Source organism: Phyllobacterium sp. 1468 (assembly GCF_031455525.1).
GTDB lineage: Bacteria > Pseudomonadota > Alphaproteobacteria > Rhizobiales > Rhizobiaceae > Phyllobacterium.
Window position 1 is genome coordinate 867,623 of the sequence record NZ_JAVDSX010000001.1, and the last position, 17,358, is coordinate 884,980.

Annotated in this window: 19 protein-coding genes; 12 read left to right on the forward strand and 7 right to left on the reverse strand. The window is 56.8% G+C overall.

Translation table 11 applies throughout. The annotated features are described in order from the left end of the window. Positions 1-369 precede the first annotated feature (369 nt). From J2X72_RS04180 to J2X72_RS04195, 4 genes are read left to right on the forward strand one after another with little or no spacing between them, the layout of a single operon-like run. The gene (locus J2X72_RS04180; RefSeq protein WP_310068733.1) at positions 370-1,188 is read left to right on the forward strand and encodes a transporter substrate-binding domain-containing protein; all 819 of its coding nucleotides are present in this window, start codon (positions 370-372) and stop codon (positions 1,186-1,188) included. A gap of 54 nt (positions 1,189-1,242) precedes the next feature. Continuing rightward, positions 1,243-1,890, forward strand: coding sequence for an amino acid ABC transporter permease (locus J2X72_RS04185; protein ID WP_209998507.1), 648 nt, complete (start codon positions 1,243-1,245; stop codon positions 1,888-1,890). After that, positions 1,890-2,552: an amino acid ABC transporter permease gene (locus J2X72_RS04190; protein WP_112525714.1), complete on the forward strand. Its 663-nt coding sequence runs from the start codon at positions 1,890-1,892 to the stop codon at positions 2,550-2,552. The genes J2X72_RS04185 and J2X72_RS04190 overlap by 1 nt, the downstream gene beginning before the upstream one ends. A 1-nt stretch (position 2,553) precedes the next feature. Then, entirely contained in the window at positions 2,554-3,327 is a 774-nt protein-coding gene (locus J2X72_RS04195) for an amino acid ABC transporter ATP-binding protein (protein WP_310068738.1), read from the forward strand. Positions 3,328-3,341: 14 nt separating this feature from the next. On the opposite strand, the gene J2X72_RS04200 is transcribed toward J2X72_RS04195, so the two are convergent. Continuing rightward, positions 3,342-3,959 carry a Type 1 glutamine amidotransferase-like domain-containing protein gene (locus J2X72_RS04200; protein ID WP_310068740.1) on the reverse strand — a complete coding sequence of 206 codons (618 nt, stop codon included), beginning with the start codon at positions 3,957-3,959 and terminating at the stop codon, positions 3,342-3,344. Between the two features lie 140 nt (positions 3,960-4,099). On the opposite strand from J2X72_RS04200, the gene J2X72_RS04205 reads away from it, so the two are divergent. Next, on the forward strand, positions 4,100-4,885 hold the full coding sequence (locus J2X72_RS04205) for a glucose 1-dehydrogenase (RefSeq protein ID WP_310068742.1): 786 nt from the start codon (positions 4,100-4,102) through the stop codon (positions 4,883-4,885). A 267-nt stretch (positions 4,886-5,152) separates the two neighbouring features. Here J2X72_RS04205 and J2X72_RS04210 read toward each other — a convergent pair whose 3' ends face one another. Beyond that, entirely contained in the window at positions 5,153-5,800 is a 648-nt protein-coding gene (locus J2X72_RS04210; RefSeq protein ID WP_310068745.1) for a TetR/AcrR family transcriptional regulator, read from the reverse strand. A gap of 90 nt (positions 5,801-5,890) precedes the next feature. Between J2X72_RS04210 and J2X72_RS04215 the strand changes: the two genes are divergently transcribed. Further along, entirely contained in the window at positions 5,891-6,088 is a 198-nt protein-coding gene (locus J2X72_RS04215; RefSeq protein WP_310068747.1) for a hypothetical protein, read from the forward strand. Beyond that, positions 6,081-6,971: an NAD(P)/FAD-dependent oxidoreductase gene (locus tag J2X72_RS04220; protein ID WP_310068750.1), complete on the forward strand. Its 891-nt coding sequence runs from the start codon at positions 6,081-6,083 to the stop codon at positions 6,969-6,971. The genes J2X72_RS04215 and J2X72_RS04220 overlap by 8 nt, the downstream gene beginning before the upstream one ends. Here the strand turns inward: J2X72_RS04220 and J2X72_RS25040 are convergent. Then, the gene (locus J2X72_RS25040; protein WP_405044638.1) at positions 6,918-7,103 is read right to left on the reverse strand and encodes an MFS transporter; all 186 of its coding nucleotides are present in this window, start codon (positions 7,101-7,103) and stop codon (positions 6,918-6,920) included. The two genes, J2X72_RS04220 and J2X72_RS25040, sit on opposite strands and share 54 nt — an antisense overlap. A 710-nt stretch (positions 7,104-7,813) precedes the next feature. Between J2X72_RS25040 and J2X72_RS04225 the strand changes: the two genes are divergently transcribed. Continuing rightward, positions 7,814-8,227: a DUF2177 family protein gene (locus J2X72_RS04225; RefSeq protein ID WP_310068752.1), complete on the forward strand. Its 414-nt coding sequence runs from the start codon at positions 7,814-7,816 to the stop codon at positions 8,225-8,227. On the opposite strand, the gene J2X72_RS04230 is transcribed toward J2X72_RS04225, so the two are convergent. Genes J2X72_RS04230 through J2X72_RS04245 form a run of 4 tightly spaced genes read right to left on the reverse strand, consistent with a single transcriptional unit; the run spans position 8,213 to position 11,089 of the window. Further along, entirely contained in the window at positions 8,213-9,031 is an 819-nt protein-coding gene (locus J2X72_RS04230; protein WP_310068754.1) for a DUF1295 domain-containing protein, read from the reverse strand. The two genes, J2X72_RS04225 and J2X72_RS04230, sit on opposite strands and share 15 nt — an antisense overlap. Beyond that, positions 9,024-9,887, reverse strand: a complete 864-nt coding sequence (locus tag J2X72_RS04235) for an alpha/beta hydrolase (RefSeq protein ID WP_310068756.1) — start codon at positions 9,885-9,887, stop codon at positions 9,024-9,026. The genes J2X72_RS04230 and J2X72_RS04235 overlap by 8 nt, the downstream gene beginning before the upstream one ends. A gap of 2 nt (positions 9,888-9,889) precedes the next feature. After that, entirely contained in the window at positions 9,890-10,537 is a 648-nt protein-coding gene (locus tag J2X72_RS04240) for a ChrR family anti-sigma-E factor (protein ID WP_310068758.1), read from the reverse strand. Between the two features lie 6 nt (positions 10,538-10,543). Beyond that, positions 10,544-11,089 carry a sigma-70 family RNA polymerase sigma factor gene (locus J2X72_RS04245; protein ID WP_310068761.1) on the reverse strand — a complete coding sequence of 182 codons (546 nt, stop codon included), beginning with the start codon at positions 11,087-11,089 and terminating at the stop codon, positions 10,544-10,546. Positions 11,090-11,189: 100 nt separating this feature from the next. Here J2X72_RS04245 and J2X72_RS04250 point away from each other — a divergent pair, with 100 nt between their 5' ends. The 4 genes from J2X72_RS04250 to J2X72_RS04265 all read left to right on the forward strand — a co-directional run bounded on the left by J2X72_RS04250 (position 11,190) and on the right by J2X72_RS04265 (position 17,187). Beyond that, a complete protein-coding gene (locus J2X72_RS04250) occupies positions 11,190-12,689 on the forward strand; it encodes an NAD(P)/FAD-dependent oxidoreductase (RefSeq protein ID WP_310068766.1) in 1,500 nt (499 codons plus the stop codon). Next, positions 12,686-13,504: a DUF1365 family protein gene (locus J2X72_RS04255; protein WP_310068769.1), complete on the forward strand. Its 819-nt coding sequence runs from the start codon at positions 12,686-12,688 to the stop codon at positions 13,502-13,504. The genes J2X72_RS04250 and J2X72_RS04255 overlap by 4 nt, the downstream gene beginning before the upstream one ends. After that, positions 13,505-14,965, forward strand: a complete 1,461-nt coding sequence (locus tag J2X72_RS04260; RefSeq protein WP_310068772.1) for a deoxyribodipyrimidine photo-lyase — start codon at positions 13,505-13,507, stop codon at positions 14,963-14,965. 377 nt (positions 14,966-15,342) lie between these two features. Continuing rightward, positions 15,343-17,187 carry a PAS domain S-box protein gene (locus J2X72_RS04265; RefSeq protein WP_310068775.1) on the forward strand — a complete coding sequence of 615 codons (1,845 nt, stop codon included), beginning with the start codon at positions 15,343-15,345 and terminating at the stop codon, positions 17,185-17,187. Positions 17,188-17,358 lie beyond the last annotated feature (171 nt).

A 17,358-nucleotide genomic window follows, 5' to 3' on the forward strand; every position in this document is an offset into this window, starting at 1 on the left:
GCCACTTGTCGCACGCATCAACGATGCGGGCATGGCGTCAATTTTCTTGCTTTCCCGCTTGGCTGAAACGTATGAGTAGACTCCATAGTTCGGTCGCTTTGCCGAATCACGGAAACACGAACTTCTCGTAGCGTTAGGGGCATGGCAGTCTTGCGTGGGCGAAGCAGAAACTGCAGCGGCGATGCCCCTGTTGTTGTGGAGTGATCGGGCGATGAAGGGAACGCGTCACGCTGAGGCCAGCTCGAAGGTGGAAGCAGCCGATTGCGCGCAAAACACGTACATCGGTCCGGTACTTTCTGATCTATAATACGCCGACGCAATGCGTGTGTTGGCCGTATCCATCCCGTTGGTTCAAAAGGAGCAAATGCAATGAACATTCACATGACCGTCAAAGGGACACTTCTCGGCTTAGCCGCACTTTGTTTTGCCAGCGCCGCCGGGGCCGACCAGCTTGCGGACATCAAGGCGGCCGGCAAGATCGTCACTGCGACCGACATGCACTACGCCCCCTTTGACATGTTGAACAATGGCACCTATGAGGGCATGACCAAGGACTTGTTCGATGAGGTTGCCAAGGAAATCGGGGCCGAGCCAGTGTACCAGGATATCCCCTGGACTGCCGAGCTGCCGGGGCTTGAGGTCAAGAAGTTCGACATCGTGATCGCCCCGGTGACCATCACGCCGGAGCGGCTGGAGCGTTACGGCTTTACCTTGCCTATTGCCGATGCAACCGTCTCGCTGCTCAAAGCCGCGAACAACAGCGAACTTACCAAACCTGAAGACATCAAGGGCAAGACCGTCGGCGTCCAGCAAGGCACCGCGCAGTTCAAGCAGCTTGAGGCCTATGGCCAGAAGCTGGGCGGTGTGACGATCAAGGAATACGGCACCACGGACGAAGCTTATGCCGATCTCGCCGCCGGCCGACTGGATGCGGTCGCGGGGTCACTCCCAAACCTCACCTATCTCGTGAAAAGCCGTCCGGAGAGTTTTGCTCTCTTCACGCCAGCCCAGTTCGGTGAACCGAAATATTTCGCATGGGTGGTGCGCAAGAATGCAGATAGCGAAAGCTTCAACAAGGCCATCAACGATGCGATGCTCAAGATGACAGACGACGGGCGGGTCAAGGCTATCCAGGAAAAGTGGCTGGGCAGCTATACCGAATTGCCGCGCGAAGTACCGGCCAAATAAGTCGCTCGCGGGCGGAGGTGGCGCCGCCCGCGCGCTTGAGCATAGTGAGGGTGGATGTTTTCCCTAGCGGTATTCTTTCAAAGCTTCGGGCCATTGTTCTGGGCAGCGCGATATACACTGCTGATCTCGGTTCTTGGCATCGGATTGGGTATTCTGATCGGCACGCTGATTTGTGCCGCTCGCCTGTCGCCATACCCGCCCCTGCGCCGCTTTGCAGCCGTTTGGGTCAGTTTCTTGCGCGGCGTGCCACTGCTGGTCCAATTGCTGGTGTTCTATTATGCCTTGCCGGTTATCGGCCTGGACGTGCCAGCAATGGTCGCCGCCGTGGTGACCGTGGGCATCTGCGCCAGCGCTTATATCTCCGAAATCTGGCGCGGCGCGATCGCGGCGTTACCGAAAGGGCAGGCGGAGGCTGCGGTCGCCATTGGCATGACGCCCGTCGACGTATGGACCCGGGTTATCCTTCCCCAAGCTGTGACGCTTTCGCTGCCGGCGTTGATCAATGAGCTCATCCTGCTTGTGAAGGCGTCTTCATTGGTTTCGGTCGTCGGTATTCTCGAAATTACTCGCGCCAGCCAGGCGCAGGCCGCTACCACCTTCCGTCCGCTTGAAGTCTATATAGCGGCGGCCTGCATCTATCTGCTGATCAATCTGTGCCTGGCCGCGCTGGGACGCTATCTCGAACACAGGACGGCCGTCTGATGGAATGGAGCGTTCTGCAGCAATACGGCCCCTCGCTGCTGAAGGGCTTTGGCAATACCATCCTATGCTGGGCGCTTGGCACGGTCTTCGGCATGGCGCTTGGCCTCGTCATTGCGCTTATTCAACGCTATGCGCCACGTTGGGTGACATGGATCGTCCAGGCCTATATCGAAGTGATCCGCGGCACCCCTTTCCTCGTCCAGTTGTTCGTTCTGTACTATGGCGGCCCACTCGTCGGCCTGCGCCTTGACGCGCTGCCTGCAGGCTTGCTGGGTCTGACGATCTATGGCAGTCCCTACTTCGCGGAGATATTTCGTTCGGGCTTCCGCGCCGTACCCGATGGCCAGATCGAGGCGGCCCGTGCGATCGGCATGTCCGAATCCGATATCGTGCGACGAATCCTGTTGCCTCTGGGCCTCGTCTCCGCGCTGCCAGCGCTGGTAAACTTCTCGATTATCCTCACCAAGGAAACGGTCATTCTGTCGATTATAACCGTTCCCGAACTGCTGTATCAGGTGCAGCGCATGTCCGCCGAAACCTTCCGCTATGTGGAGGCAAATCTGGTGCTGGCGTTGTTCTTCTGGGGTCTGGTCGAGACGATCTCGCGCGTCGGACTCAGATTGGAAGCGCGCATCACGAAACATCTGATCGAAAGGACGTAAGATGCTTGGTGCGTCATCAGTCGAAATGCGCAAGGTCAACAAATACTATGACAATTTTCAAGCGTTGAAAGACATCGACCTATCGATACCGCCGGGCAAGGTTACCTGTCTCATTGGCCCTTCGGGTTCGGGAAAGTCGACCCTTCTTCGCTGCATAAATTTCCTCGAAGAATACGATTCCGGTGAGGTCCGCATTGACGGTCAGCTTATCGGCTATGATGCACCCAACAAGAAGATGTCGGGCCGCAGGCTCCGCGAGATGCGCCGATCGATCGGCATGGTGTTCCAGCAGTTCAACCTCTGGCCGCACATGACAGCCAGGGAAAACGTGGCTGAGGGGTTGGTCCGAGTGCGCCGATTATCGAAAGCCGATGCGGATCGGCGTGCCGGCGAGGCACTGGCCAAGGTTGGGCTGGCAGACAAGAGCGCAAGCCATCCGTCGCGGCTTTCCGGCGGTCAGCAGCAGCGCGTTGCAATTGCCCGTGCAATCGCCATGGAACCCAAGCTGATGCTATTCGATGAGCCGACATCCGCGCTTGACCCGGAACTTGTGGGCGAGGTGCTGAGCGTTATGAGGACGCTGGCTGGCGAGGGGATGACGATGGTGGTTGTAACGCATGAAATGGGTTTCGCCGCGCATGTTGCCGATCAGGTGGGGTTCATGGAAAAAGGTGAACTGGTCAGCGTGGCGAGCCCCGACCGCATCCTGCATCATCCCGAGGACGCGCGTATTCAGTCGTTCCTGCGTACCTATCACGAGCGTAACAGCTTTTAAGCCAATGTTCAGTCTCAAATCACCTTGAATGAATCACCCACAACGTGGATGACCTGATCATCATTGAGGCCGAGGCACATCGTCCCGTTGCCTTCAAACGCATGATAGGTTTTCTGAACCAAAGCGCTGAAGCTGGCATGATCCATGTGCGGCAGGATCGAAAAATTAACCAGATTGAGACCGACATCGTTGTTTTGCTCTGCCTTTGATCGGTCGTCCAGGGCGTCCGCGTAACCGATATCCGGTGTCACGACAATCGAGCCGGCGCTTGAGCCGATATAGACCAGTCCTTCTCTGATCCGTTCGCGCACGTGATCAAAGAAGCCGCTTTTGCGCATGTGGTCGAGGAGGTAGAAGGTGTTACCTCCGCTCATGTAAACGGCACTGACCTTGCCGAGTGCGGCCTTCACCTCATCTGACGTCCTGCCAACGAGGTCATAGTCAATAACCTCGAAGCCGATTTCTTCAAATGGGCGATAGTGGCCCTCGTAATCCGGCTTCCATCCTTCGCCGTAAGCCGCAGTGGGGACGATCATGAGTTTCGTGCCCGCAAATCGGTTCGCGAGGATCGCGCGGATTTTTGGAAAACCTGAGGTGAGCTCGGAGGCGAGCAATAGTTCCTGCGATTTCATAAACCTTTGATGAATTGCCAAGCCAAATATGTCAACATCGGCACTATTGCCGTAGGCGCTCTAGAGCTGGAACTTTACTCGGCGTGCCAATAATCTTATCGCTTGGTTGGGATGTGAATTCATCACCCCGGAGGAGGATCATGGCAAATCAGCTTAAACATGCCCCGGATTTTAGCCTTGCAGGAAAAGTGACTTTGGTGACGGGAGCATCTCGCGGGATCGGCAAAGCTTGCGCCCTTGCATGCGCTGCCGCAGGCTCAGATATTGTTCTTGGATTGCGTAACGTTGCTACGTCCAAGGAACTGATTGAGGAAATAGAAGGTATGGGAAGGAAAGTCCTTCCCGTCCAGCTGGATATTTCACAACGAGGTCAGATAGAGACGTCTGTCGCCAAGGCGATTGAGAGCTTCGGACGGATCGATGTCCTTGTGAACAATGTTGGTGTCGCACCCGGTGATCTTGCAGAGCGTGTTGCTGAGGCAGATGTGGATGAGATTCTCCAGGTGAACATCAAGGGCACCTTCCTGATGACCCAAACCGTTGGCCGGCAGATGATCGCACAAAAGGCAGGCCGCATCATCAGCATCAGCTCCCAAGCCGGTACGGTGACGCTTCGCGGCGAAGCAATCTATTGTATGAGCAAAGCCGCCATAAATCACCTGATGCGTTGTCTCGCAGCTGAGTGGGCGCCGCACGGTATCACGGTCAACACTGTCGCGCCGACATTCATATGGACCGATGGAACGAGGCCCGCGCTGGCTGATAAAGACTTTTATGACAGAACACTTGGGCATATTCCCATGGGCCGGATCGGTGAAACGAACGATGTCGTGGGTGCTGTCGTATTTCTGGCATCGCCGGCGGCCTCGCTCATCACGGGACTGAATTTGCTGGTGGATGGCGGATGGTCCGTATCAGCGAAATAACCGCGGCAAATGCCAAGCTGGAGACAGGAATCCTGTTAATTCGGTGGCCCGATCTGATAGCGACTAACCCCGACGGCTTGCATCATGATACCGTGACCGACTTTGCCTCGCTTTTCCATTACGCCCGACCGTCCAACAAGTGCCTGTGCAGCAACTGGATTGCAGCGATCTACGGAACCGTAGCGGTTACTCTCAACCCGCTGCCCAAGATGATAGTCCCGTGGAAGTCAATGCAAGCATCCAAAATATCAAGCAAGTACTCCTGGGCTATCCGCCCGCGGCGTCGCTGCCGCCGTGCGCGGCGATGAACATGGCGACGGCCGACCGGCAATAGGATTCGATCTCATTTTCGTCTTCTGCTCTCGCCTCATCGAAGCGTGCGATAATCAGGAGATCGGATCCTTTGAAAAGCGCGGCAAACAAGCGGGCGGACCGAAGGGGATCGGGCACGTTCAGAACCGCCTTGGCGTGCAACTGACGCAACAGGGCCTCGATTTGGGCGATGACATGGGCTGCTCCCGCTTCGTAATGGAGCTTGCTTAACGACTTTTGATTCGTCTTGTCGGCCATGACCATGGCTTCGACACTGCGGACGTCCGGGCTCAACAGCGTGCGAAGCAGGGATGATCCGGCCGCCATCAGCTGTTCTTCGGCCGAACCGTCGACGCCTTCAAAAAGGGCCTGTGGTGCAAACTGATGACAGCGGGCCGCGATGGCCTCTCTGAACAATGCCTCCTTGTTCTCGAAGTGCCGATAGATGCTGAGCTTGGATATCTTCGCTCGCTGGGCGACCTTATCCAATGTCGCCGCTTGAAAACCCAATTCCACAAAGAGTTCGTATGCTGCGTCGACTATCGTTTGGCCAAGCGCCTGGTTGGTGGGCCGGCCGCGCCGGCCCTGGCTATTTTCGGTCACGACAATTCCAGTCCTTGACAGTATCCTAATTCTTGAATTACGATACCATGCAGTTTCTAAAATGTGCAAGCCATTAGGTGGGTTTCAACCATGTCCTCCAAATCCGCGCTGCCTGGCAATATCGAATGCGGCATCGTCCGGTCGGTCAACACAGTGATGGGCGAGTTTCTCGCCGATGCTGAAGCCCTGCTCGCTGCCCGTTTTGAGCGCGTATCGCTGGACGATATTGCGCGCCGGGCTCAGCCCACGCCCCTCCATCCACAACACGGAGCTTACTACCATGGATGACGTTATCATCATCGGCGGCAGCTTTGCCGGTCTCGCCGCCGCCCTGCAGCTCGGCCGTTCCCGCCGCAAGGTCACCGTTCTCGATACCGGCTTGCCGCGCAACCGCTTCGCCGGCCATTCGCATGGGCTGCTCGGCCATGATCACAAGCCACCGCTGGAGATTTTGGCCGAGGCGCGCCGGCAGCTGGCGCGCTATCCTACGGTCAGGCTGGTGAATGCCCGGGCCGACAGCGTCTCCGGCGCCATCGACAATTTCTCCGTCTTCACTGGCGATGGCGAAAGCCTTGCGGCGCGCCGCCTGATCCTGAGCTATGGCGTCGCCGACCAGATGCCTGATGTTCCGGGCTTTGCCAAAGGCTGGGGCACGTCCATTGTGCCCTGTCCCTACTGCGACGGCTTTGAAGTCGCCGACCAGCATTGGGGTCTCGTCTGGTCCGGCCCGCAGTCGCACAATCAGGTCAGGCTGTTCCACGATTGGACCGACAGATTGACGGTCTTCGCCGACGGTCACGGCATTCCGCCCGATATCCGGGCCGATCTGGCGCACCGCAACACACCTGTCGTCGAGGGCCGGATCAACGAGATCGCCCATAACGGAGGCCATACCGCCGTCAATCTCGAGACCGGCGGCAATGTTGCGGTCGACATCCTCTTCGCCCATCCGCGCAACAAGCCGTCCGCAAGCCTGCATGAATCACTGAGCCTCGCCACGGTGGATACGCCCCTCGGCATTGCCCTCAAGGTCGACGAACGCCGCGAAACCAGCCTTCCCGGGATCTACGCCGCCGGCGACCTTGCCAACCCCGGAATGCCCTCGGTCACCCTGGCATCATCGCACGGCGCGACGGCGGGTATCTCCGCTCAGCAGTCGATGCTGGTTTGAGAGCAGCGTGATAGGGATTGACCCGATGAAGAAACTGCGCCTGCGGCCAAAGGCGGGAGCAAACCGATCGGCCAGCCAACCGATAATCGGATCCCATAGAGCGTTGAGCACCCGGATCAGTAATAAAAACAAAACCTACGGTTGCAAGTGATAGGCCTATGACCCGCCATAGAAAGCTGGCACGATAATGTAGAATGGCCGGGTCAATGAGGCGATGGGAAAAGCGGGAAGGGCATAGGCCAGATATCGTCTCAGCTTGAGCCGGGTTCTTTCGCCATCGCGCATGTTCATTCGCCGATGCGGGCTGTGCCGGAGGTGCCATCGTCACGCAACCACGAGATCTGGTTCTCGCCTGTTTTGCTGATTGTGAAACAGAACTGCCTGCCTTTGTACCAGGTCGGCCATTGCTGACAAAGACGCTTGCCCTCGATCCACCATTTGCCGGTTTCATGCTCGCAGCCGAGACGCCGGATACGTCGCCGACGACGTGTCCGTTGGTTTTATAGGTCAACGGAAGCTCCATCCCGAAGGGGGTGGAAAGATATACTTTTTTGCCGGAGAGCAGCTTCTTGATCTCGGAACCTGATAAATCCTCAGCCGCGGCAACATTGCCGAGATAAAGGAGGGCAAGCATGCACAAATCGAGGTTTTTTGCTGCATTCATCATGGCCGGGCTCCCATGACCTGAAAAATATGGGCTTTAGAGGGGGATACGCGTCTACTCGCCGTTTAGTTCACTGGAAAGCGGCAAAAGCCATGCGTCAGTTGCAGGCATAGAGCCGGGGATCCCATTTTGATCCGGGACGGATTGGCACACGTATATGGCCAAAGGGGATGTAATAATGCTCAAATATGTGCTCGCCTACCTTTCCACAGCCGTGGTCTTCTTCATTCTCGATTTCACGTGGCTGAGCGGCATGGCCACGACTTTCTACCGGGCCCGGCTTCCCGACATGATGGCCACCGATGTCAACTATCCCGCCGCCGTGCTGTTCTATGTTATTTTTGTTGCGGGCGTCGTTGTCTTTGCCGTCGTTCCAGCTCTGGAAAATGGCCGCTGGGCGATAGCGCTGACCTATGGTGCATTCTTCGGCTTCACGGCTTATGCCACCTACGACCTCACCAGTCAGGCGACGTTGAAACAATGGTCGACGGCTGTCACCGTCGTCGATATGGCATGGGGCACATTTGCCTCTGGCACGTCAGCAATCCTGAGCTTCTTCATGACGAGCTGGGCGCTGTCAAAGTTTCAATAGTCTTTTCTCGGTATTTGGCGGGAACGGAAAGAAGATGCTGGTCCGCCGCTGATAGTCGCGATAGGCCTTCCCGCGCGTCGCCAGCATGTGCTCTTCCAGCGGCGGCACCCCGGAAACATGACGAAGCAGACCATACATCAGCACCGGCGCGGCGAGCGTGATCCACCCGTAGGAATAGCCACCACCCGGACCGGTTGCGATCAGCACATAGGATATCCAGCCCAACCATTCGAAAAAATAGTTTGGATGCCGCGACCATCGCCATAGTCCTTCATCGCATATCTTGCCGCGATTGGAGGGATCATTGCCGAAACGCTTTAATTGCCAATCGGCGACTGTCTCGCCTGTCAGCGCCACCAGCATGATCAGCGCACCGCAATAATCGAAAAAGTCCAGATGCGAACCGGGCCGCCGCGCGGCGATATAGACGCAGATGACGAGTACGACGCCGGCAAGGGCCTGACTTTGCAAAAATACGAACATACGGCGGGCGGCCGCCTTGCCCCATTGTTTGCGTAACTTGGCATAGCGTGGATCATCATCGCTCTTCAGCGTTCTGGACAGAATGTGGCCGCCGAGCCGCAGCGACCATAAAGTCAATAGCGAAGCGACGAGGGTCGGCCGCGCCGGGGAAACCTTTTCGGCCGCAAGAAGCACAGTACCCACGCCAACCATGCCAACGCCAAACGACCAGAACACATCGGCCCAGCCATCATTGCCGCTTGCCCGCTGCATTTGCCAGGCAGCTGCCATGATCAGGCAAAGCGCAAGGGCTGCCGCCACAAACATGACAACCTCACTCATCCGTCGATGCGCCAAGGATAAAATCCGTTGTATCTTTCAAAGTGGGTGCAACAAACCGCATGGGCGAACCCATGGCCCCGATAATGCCGAGATGCCCGACACCGGAATAGAGTTTTACGTCAACAGGGCTGCCCATGCTGCGTAATTTATCAGCGAGCCGCGTAGTGTTGCGGGGATAGACTGTCTTGTCGCCGATCCCGTGCAGCAAGAGTGCCGGAGGATTGCGGCCGCCGGCGAAGTTGATCGGTTGCGACAATCCTTGCGTCTTTGCAGTGCTGAAAATATTGGCGATCTTCCTATCCGTGAACGGCACGATATCATATGGGCCTGAAATTCCGACAAAGCCCTTTAGATCGCGTCCCGGCGAGAGGCTTTCCCTGGCAAGCCAGGCATCGTCGAGCGCGAGCATAGCCGCAATATAAGCGCCTGCAGAGTGGCCTGCCACAAAGAGACGTCTCGGGTTTCCCCCATACTGAAGCGCATGATCCTTGGCCCAGGCCATAGCTTTTGCGCCGTCGCTCAGAAAACCTTCATAGTGCACCTCGGGATAGAGCCGATAATCGGGAACGATGGTAATGATACCCTTTGCGGCAAGCGCCGATGCCACAAACTGATAGGTCAGCTTGTCACCGCTCTGCCAGCTGCCGCCATAAAAGAAGACAGCAACCGGCGCGCCCTCTGCATGTCTTGGGGCATAGACGTCCAGGGTCCGGCGCGGCCCCTTTCCATAGGCGATGTTTCTATCGACCTTGGCATCATTAGATGACGTGGCGAAGTTCAGAACGCGCGCGGGCGAACAGGCTGCGAGCCCAAGTGCAGTGGAGATGACAATCGTAACTGCTGCAAAAGCGCGCAATATCAAAAGCCCAGGAGCGGCTGAACAATTCGCCCGACCAGGCTTTTCATCAGCAGGCGACCATCGACCACGGCGAGACAAATACAATCTTCATCGGGACCTGCCGTGGGTTCGTGTTCAAGGCTTGCATCGGCGATAATCAGATCCCCGACCTGATAATCGCCCATCGCATCATGCAATGAACCCTTCAGTACCAGCGTATACTCGGTCCCCGCATGTGTATGCTCCGGCAAGACCATGCCGGGTTTTGAGCGCAGCAGCATCGGCCGGGTCCGGGCCGGTCCGCCCTTCCCGATCGAACTCCACTGCACACCGGGTGCCAGAAACCGCCATTTGCCGATGTCGTAATGTTCCAGTGGCGATGGTAGCACCATACCTTCCGGCATATCGGCAAGCCACCTTCCCGCTGCGATCGCAGGGGCCACGGGCTGGTCATCAAGCCGAGCGAGGGTCTTTTCCAGCATATCCGCTGACATCCCTGCAGGCGGGATATCCTCCAGCACCATGCCGCCTATTGTTTCGAACTGGCGCACGCGCAGGCGGCTTTCTGGACAAAGGGAAAGATGCGCGGCCACGACCAACGCAGGCCCCTGCTTAAGGGTTCCTGCCGCATAGGCCATCAGGATTTCATCGGTAGGGCGATTATTCATGATCACTCATTCCTCACCCATCAGGTCCCGCAAGCGCTGAATTGCCAGGCGCAATCGGGACTTGACCGTTCCGAGCGGCAAATCGAGTGCCTTAGCGATCTCGCTGTGGGCTTTGTCGTCAAAATAATGCAGGTTGATTACATTCGCCTGCTCGGGCGGAAGTGCCTGCATGGCGAGGCGGATACACTCTTCTCTTTCCGCCCTCAACAGACCGTCGGAAGGCGACGGCTCCTGTTCCGGGTCGTGATCCTCAAGCAGATGTTGCGCCGGGTAACGCTCGCGGCGGAGGGCATCAATGCGCAAATTGCGGGCAATTGTGAATATCCATGTCGAAGCAGATGCCTTGGCGGGATCGAACAGCGTGGCTTTGCGCCAAACCATCAGCATTGTCTCTTGCGCCAACTCCTCTGCCTGACCCGCAGCCATGCCGCCACGCATATAAAAGCCCTTTATGCGCGTCCCATAGAAATTGAACAGCTCGGCAAATGCCAATCTGTCCCCGCGCTGCGCAATACTGACGATCCGGGCCGAATATTCATCGTGCTTCTTCATTCTGCGTACACAACGTCCAGCATCGGGTTTTGGTTCGTCACGATGCAACGTACTGCGAAACTGCGTTTGCCGCGCGATCTGAACGCTACTGGAATTTTGGGTGCCGACTTCATTCATACCGTTCAATACGATGGCGGGCCTAAACTGGATCACGCCGAAACTATCACTGATCCAGTTTCGTATCTCCAGCGTACAAATTGCAACACAGGAAAAACGCCTGAGCGCCTGTACAGCGTTCGTTTCGCAAGGTGAAAGCGGCAGGAGAAGTTTGTTGAAAATTGCTGTCATAGGATCTGGTATCTCGGGCATGTCGGCGGCCTGGCTGTTGTCCCGGAACAACGACGTTACGGTATACGAACGGGAAGGTAGAATCGGCGGTCACAGTCATACCTACCTGGTCAACAGACATGGCGAATCCCCCGTCCCGGTCGATACCGGGTTTATCGTTTTCAACGAGGAGACATATCCGAACCTTACCGCACTCTTTGCCCATCTCGGCGTCGAGACGATGGCATCCGAGATGTCGTTTGCCGTCTCTCTCGACAGCGGCAAGTTGGAATATTCCGGGACCGGTTTCAGTGGTCTGTTTGCCCAGCAGCGCAATCTCTTCAATCCACGATTCTGGATGATGCTAAGCGATCTGCTGCGCTTCTACCGCAACACGCCATCTCATGCGGGCAAGGTGGGCCTGATAGGCCTTGGAGAGTTTCTCGAACGCGAGGGCTATGGAAACGCATTTCGCGATGACCATCTTCTGCCGATGGCAGCGGCCATCTGGTCAGCACCAGCCTCGACATTGCTCGAATATCCGGCCGAAGCTTTCATTCGCTTCTGTGACAACCATGGACTGCTGAAGCTCTCCAACCGGCCGCTTTGGCGTACCGTCAGAGGCGGGAGCCGCGCTTACGTCGAGCTTTTGACCGCGAGTTACAAGGATCGCATCCAGACAAATTGCGCTGCCACTGCCGTCCATCGCGGGCGCAACCACGTCTTAATTACGGATGTTCACGGCACGACCCGCAGCTTCGACCACGTGGTTATGGCCAGCCATGCGGACGAAACACTGGCATTGCTCGGCGATCCATCGCCGATGGAACAGAATCTGCTTTCCCCTTTCCGCTATTCGGTCAATCAGGCGATGCTGCACGAAGACGCAACGCTGATGCCAACTCGGCGGGCAGTATGGTCGAGCTGGAACTATCTTGGCCATCGGCAGGGGGAAAAAAACGACAGTCAGCTTTGCGTCACCTACTGGATGAACAAGCTGCAACCATTGAAAACGGACCGGCAATTCTTCGTTACGCTCAATCCATGTCGTCAACCGGACCCCCGCAAAATAGTGCACACGCAGACATACACACACCCCCTCTTCGATGGCCAGGCGATGCAGGCACAAAAACAGCTGTGGCAGTTGCAGGGTGAGCGCAACACCTGGTACTGCGGAGCCTACTTCGGATCCGGTTTTCATGAAGATGGACTGCAATCGGGACTGGCCGTCGCTGAGGACCTGGGGGGAATGCGCCGTCCCTGGACGGTGGAGAATGAATCTGCCCGGATTTACCGCCAACCCGTGGCAAACGCCATGGAGATCGCAGCATGAGCCTGTCGAATTCCGCGATCTATGCGGGCAAGGTGACGCATAAGCGAATGCAGCCGAAGCAGCATTTCCTGCAGTACAGCATGTTCTATATGCTTCTCGACATTGATGAGATCGATGCGATCGCCAAGCGCAACTTGCTGTTTTCTCGCAATCGCAGAAACATTTTCAGTTTCTTCGACAGGGATCATGGCAACAAATCCGAGACGGGTGGCCAAACTGGGACCCTGCGTGACTATGTCGAAAGCCGTTTGCGCGAAGCCGAAATCAAGCATGGGGGCTGTGCAGTTCGCCTGATGACCATGCCGAGAATGTTCGGTTATGTGTTCAATCCGCTCAGCGTCTATTTCTGTCATGACGATAGGGATAAACTGTTCGCCCTTATCTACGAGGTAAACAATACGTTCGGCCAACGTCATAGTTATATCTTCCCGGTGGAAGGCGATGCGAATGAGAATAATGTGTTCTATCAGGAATGTGACAAGGAGTTTTATGTCTCGCCATTCCTGGATATGAAGCTCGCCTATGACTTCACCATTACCAGCCCGGCACGCACCGCATCGATTGTCATCAATGCGAGCGATAAAAATGGTCTGGTCATAGCTACCGCCTTTAAGGGGAACCGCCGGGAATTCAAGGACAGGCAGCTGCTGAAACTGGCAGTGACCTTTCCACTGCTGACGCTGAAGGTGATCGCGGGAATCCATTGGGAAGCGCTGCAGATCTGGTTGAAGGGAATTGGCCTAAAGCCCCGCCCGAAAACGCCCCAGCAGACGACGACGGTCGGCCTCCAATCAGGCAGGAAGATCAGCCGCTAAATGAATGGCACCAGCATCCAAAACCCTGTCATCGTTCTCTTCCGCCATGATCTGCGGATCGGTGATAATCGGGCGCTTTATACGGCCTCGCAGAGCGGAAAGCCGGTTATCCCAGTGTTTGTGTGGGACGAGCAAACGAGCCGCAATGGCCGGCCCATCGGCGGTGCGCGGCGCTGGTGGCTGCATCATTCCCTGACATCACTCGCAGCCTCCCTCGAAGAATGCGAGGCGAATCTGATCCTGAAACGAGGCAAGACCGAAACGGTTGTCGATGCCCTGATCAAGGATACCGGCGCAGATATGGTCTTGTGGAACCGCCGCTATGATCCGCCTGGGCTCGAGATCGACACCGGGCTCAAGGCGGAGCTGTCGCGCCGTGGGATTGCCGCGGAGAGCTTCGAGGGGCATCTCCTTCATGAACCGTATAGGCTCAAAACCGGGGCCGGAGGATATTACCGCGTCTACACGCCTTTTTGGCACGCATTGACGGCAGGACCCGAACCACGCGATCCGATCCCTACGGTCAAGAAATTGAAAACCTCGCATCATGAAATCGCGTCGGACAGGCTGGGCGACTGGGCGCTCCTGCCAAGACATCCCAATTGGGCAAAAGGCTTTGCCATGGACTGGACGCCGGGCGAAGCCGGTGCGAACGAGAAGCTCGCCGATTTCCTCAGCGACGCGATTAGTAGCTATAAACACGATCGTGACATGCCGGGCACGAACGGAACCTCGCGGCTTTCACCGCATCTTGCCCACGGCGAAATTACGCCGTTTCAGATCCTGCATGCGTTGAAGTCCCCGAAAGTCAAAGACAAGCATTCAGGCCCGGAAACCTTTCGCAAGGAAGTGGGATGGCGGGAGTTCTCCTATCATCTCCTGTTCAACAATCCCGAACTCCATACCTCCAACTTCAATGCTTCCTTTGACCAATTCGATTGGGAGAATGATCAGGATCGTTTTGATGCCTGGAAACAGGGACAGACCGGCTATCCCATTGTCGACGCCGGCATGCGGCAGCTCTGGCAGACAGGATGGATGCACAACCGCGTCCGCATGATCGTGGCCTCGTTTTTAATCAAGCACCTGCTTATCGACTGGCGCAAAGGCGAGGGGTGGTTCTGGGACACACTCGTCGATGCCGATCCGGCGAGCAATGCCGCAAGCTGGCAATGGGTTGCCGGTTCCGGCGCCGATGCAGCGCCCTATTTCCGCATTTTCAATCCCATCCTGCAGGGCGAGAAGTTCGATCCTGAAGGCGCTTATGTGAGGGAATTCATACCGGAATTGCAAAACATGCCCGATAGATATCTGCATAAGCCATGGGCCGCGCCGGAGGCCGTCTTGCAAACCGCTAAAGTCGATTTGGGAACCAGCTACCCGCGCCCAATCGTCGATCATCAGGCAGCCCGACGACGCGCACTTGAAGCTTATGCCAAAACACGGACGTCAAAAGAATAGCGGTTAGCCGCCGCGATGGTCGCGATGATGGGGCGTCTAACGTCTTGGGATTTGATAAGCGGCGGTTTGTTCAAGCTTCTACCTAAATCAGATCTGGAACCGGTAGCGGCCTCTCGTCTGCTTTACGAAGGCATGAAGGCAAAGGCATGCGCGTTAACAAATTTGGGATTGCTGATTGACCAAGAAACGGCCAACTTCTGGCATTCTTAGCGGATCGCTGTGACGCTCCCGCAGTGAGACCGACGGAACTCGTCGCGCCGGTCCGCGGCAGAGAGCCAGAAGGCTTCCCTGAGCTCGTTGTGGCCGACGTGCGATCGTTTGATTATTGACTTCCGAGGGGCCTATCCCTCAGATAAATAGAGACCCACGGAGGCAGGATGCTCACCGACCGCACAGGCGTGACACGCGAAGACAACCGGATGGCGGTGCTCATCCGCGACTACGACTGGGCGACCACAAGCCTCGGTCCAATGTCCTCGTGGCCGTTCCCGCTGAAGTGCGCTGTTGATCTTGCGTTGCCGTCCCAGGCGCAGATCGTCATGTTTTGCGGCCCGGAGTTCGTTGCGATCTACAACGATGCCTATGCCCCTAGCATTGGCACCAAACACCCCACCGCCCTCGGAAGACCCGCGAGGGAGAACTGGGCCGAGCTTTGGGACGACCTCGAGCCGATGCTTCGCCGCGTACTCGAGAACGGCGAAACCGTCACAGCGAAGGATAGACCTTTCTACATCGAGCGTCCTGTGCCAGAGACGGTGTATTTCGACATTTCCTATTCGCCAATCTTCGACGTCGATGGAAAAGTGCTCGCGGTTTTCTGCATCGTCAACGAGACGACCGATCGCGTCGGGTACGAGGTCGCACTCAGTAGAAGCGAGGAGCGCCTGCGCTCAATGATCGAGCACACGATGGTTGGTGTTATCCAAACTGATCTGGAAGGACACCTATCGTTCGTAAATCCAGGGTTTTGTCAAATTGTCGGCTATACGCGAGAGGAATTGCTGACGCTAACGCTGCAGGACATAACCCACCCTCAAGATCTGTCCGAGGACATGGCGCAAGTTCGGAACCTTGGTTTGGAGGGCGAGAGCTTCGTGATTGAAAAGCGTTATATACGGAAAGACGGCACTCCGATCTGGGTTTCCAATCACGTCTCAGCCGTGAAGGATCCCGATGGTAGGGTTCGCGAAGCCGTGGGGGTCATCGTCGATATCACGGCGCGTCGTCGCGCATTGGAAGCCGAACGACGGTTGGCAGCGATAATCTCATCGTCGGAAGATGCCATCCTCGGAATCGACCTGAACATGATGATAACCGATTGGAACGGCGGAGCGGAGAAGGTCTACGGATACACAGCCGGAGAAGTTTTAGGTAGGTCCGTTACCGTCCTCATACCTAAGGATCGGATCGATGAGGAAAGACGAATTATCGACCGCATCAAGGCTGGGGAACGGGTTGATCCGCACGATACCGTGCGACGTCACAAGAGCGGCCGTGAGGTCCACGTTTCGTTATCCGTTTCGCCGATCTACGATGCTTATGGCCGCATCGTTGGAGCTTCGAAAAACGCCCGAGACATCAGCGTGCGCATTGAAGCTGAGCGAACGAAGAACGTTCTCATTGCCGAGCTGAACCACCGTGTTAAAAACGTGTTGGCGACAGTCACTGCGATTGCGAGGCAGACCTTTGGTAAGGCAACCGACCTCGAGCTCGCCGGCGCCACATTCGAGGCGCGTTTGCAGTCGCTGGCGCGAGCGCACGATCTCCTCACCCATGATGACTGGCAGAGTGCCAATTTGAAACGCCTCGTCCGCGAAGCAATCGCCCCTTACCCCGCGGATCGTTTTCAAATCGAAGGTCCTGAAATTTCCGCTCCGCCGAAACTGGTGGTCGCATTGTCACTCATCTTACATGAACTCTCCACCAACGCCGCGAAATATGGACCGTTGTCGACGGACACGGGAGAGGTGAGCATCGCTTGGTCGGTAGTGGGGGACGAGGAGCCCCAGCTGCTATTGGACTGGGCAGAAAGCGGAGGACCTCCCGTCGTTCCGCCGACACGCAGAGGATTTGGTTCGCGATTGATCCAGAGGCTCTTGTTGGGGCAGCATGGCGGCCAGGTTGAGATGACCTACGCGCCCTCCGGATTTCGGTGTCATGTCGAGGCGTCACTGAGCGCCGAGTGGGCCGCCGATAACACCTCGCCGCCAAATCGAATATAAGGTCAGCCCTAAACTCGGTGCAAGCGCAGGAGAACAGGCATCCTGTCACCGCTGGGCCAAACTTGGCGCCGGTGCCCAAATGTCCGCTTTCTCGTTGAGTGTCCTGACAGGCGACGGTCTGCGATCCGCCGCATGGCGGACGTTGGCGTTGACTCCGCCGTCAGGTCGGGC

Bases quoted from the DNA above. Each gene is read 5' to 3' on its own strand.
- J2X72_RS04225 (WP_310068752.1), top strand. From the start codon at position 7,814: ATGCTCAAATATGTGCTCGCCTACCTTTCCACAGCCGTGGTCTTCTTC.
- J2X72_RS04260 (WP_310068772.1), top strand. From the start codon at position 13,505: ATGAATGGCACCAGCATCCAAAACCCTGTCATCGTTCTCTTCCGCCAT.
- J2X72_RS04200 (WP_310068740.1), bottom strand. From the start codon at position 3,959: ATGAAATCGCAGGAACTATTGCTCGCCTCCGAGCTCACCTCAGGTTTT.
- J2X72_RS04240 (WP_310068758.1), bottom strand. From the start codon at position 10,537: ATGAATAATCGCCCTACCGATGAAATCCTGATGGCCTATGCGGCAGGA.
- J2X72_RS04205 (WP_310068742.1), top strand. From the start codon at position 4,100: ATGGCAAATCAGCTTAAACATGCCCCGGATTTTAGCCTTGCAGGAAAA.
- J2X72_RS04265 (WP_310068775.1), top strand. From the start codon at position 15,343: ATGCTCACCGACCGCACAGGCGTGACACGCGAAGACAACCGGATGGCG.
- J2X72_RS04195 (WP_310068738.1), top strand. From the start codon at position 2,554: ATGCTTGGTGCGTCATCAGTCGAAATGCGCAAGGTCAACAAATACTAT.
- J2X72_RS04180 (WP_310068733.1), top strand. From the start codon at position 370: ATGAACATTCACATGACCGTCAAAGGGACACTTCTCGGCTTAGCCGCA.
- J2X72_RS04255 (WP_310068769.1), top strand. From the start codon at position 12,686: ATGAGCCTGTCGAATTCCGCGATCTATGCGGGCAAGGTGACGCATAAG.
- J2X72_RS04220 (WP_310068750.1), top strand. From the start codon at position 6,081: ATGGATGACGTTATCATCATCGGCGGCAGCTTTGCCGGTCTCGCCGCC.
- J2X72_RS04245 (WP_310068761.1), bottom strand. From the start codon at position 11,089: ATGAAGAAGCACGATGAATATTCGGCCCGGATCGTCAGTATTGCGCAG.
- J2X72_RS04215 (WP_310068747.1), top strand. From the start codon at position 5,891: ATGTCCTCCAAATCCGCGCTGCCTGGCAATATCGAATGCGGCATCGTC.
- J2X72_RS04190 (WP_112525714.1), top strand. From the start codon at position 1,890: ATGGAATGGAGCGTTCTGCAGCAATACGGCCCCTCGCTGCTGAAGGGC.
- J2X72_RS04230 (WP_310068754.1), bottom strand. From the start codon at position 9,031: ATGAGTGAGGTTGTCATGTTTGTGGCGGCAGCCCTTGCGCTTTGCCTG.
- J2X72_RS04185 (WP_209998507.1), top strand. From the start codon at position 1,243: ATGTTTTCCCTAGCGGTATTCTTTCAAAGCTTCGGGCCATTGTTCTGG.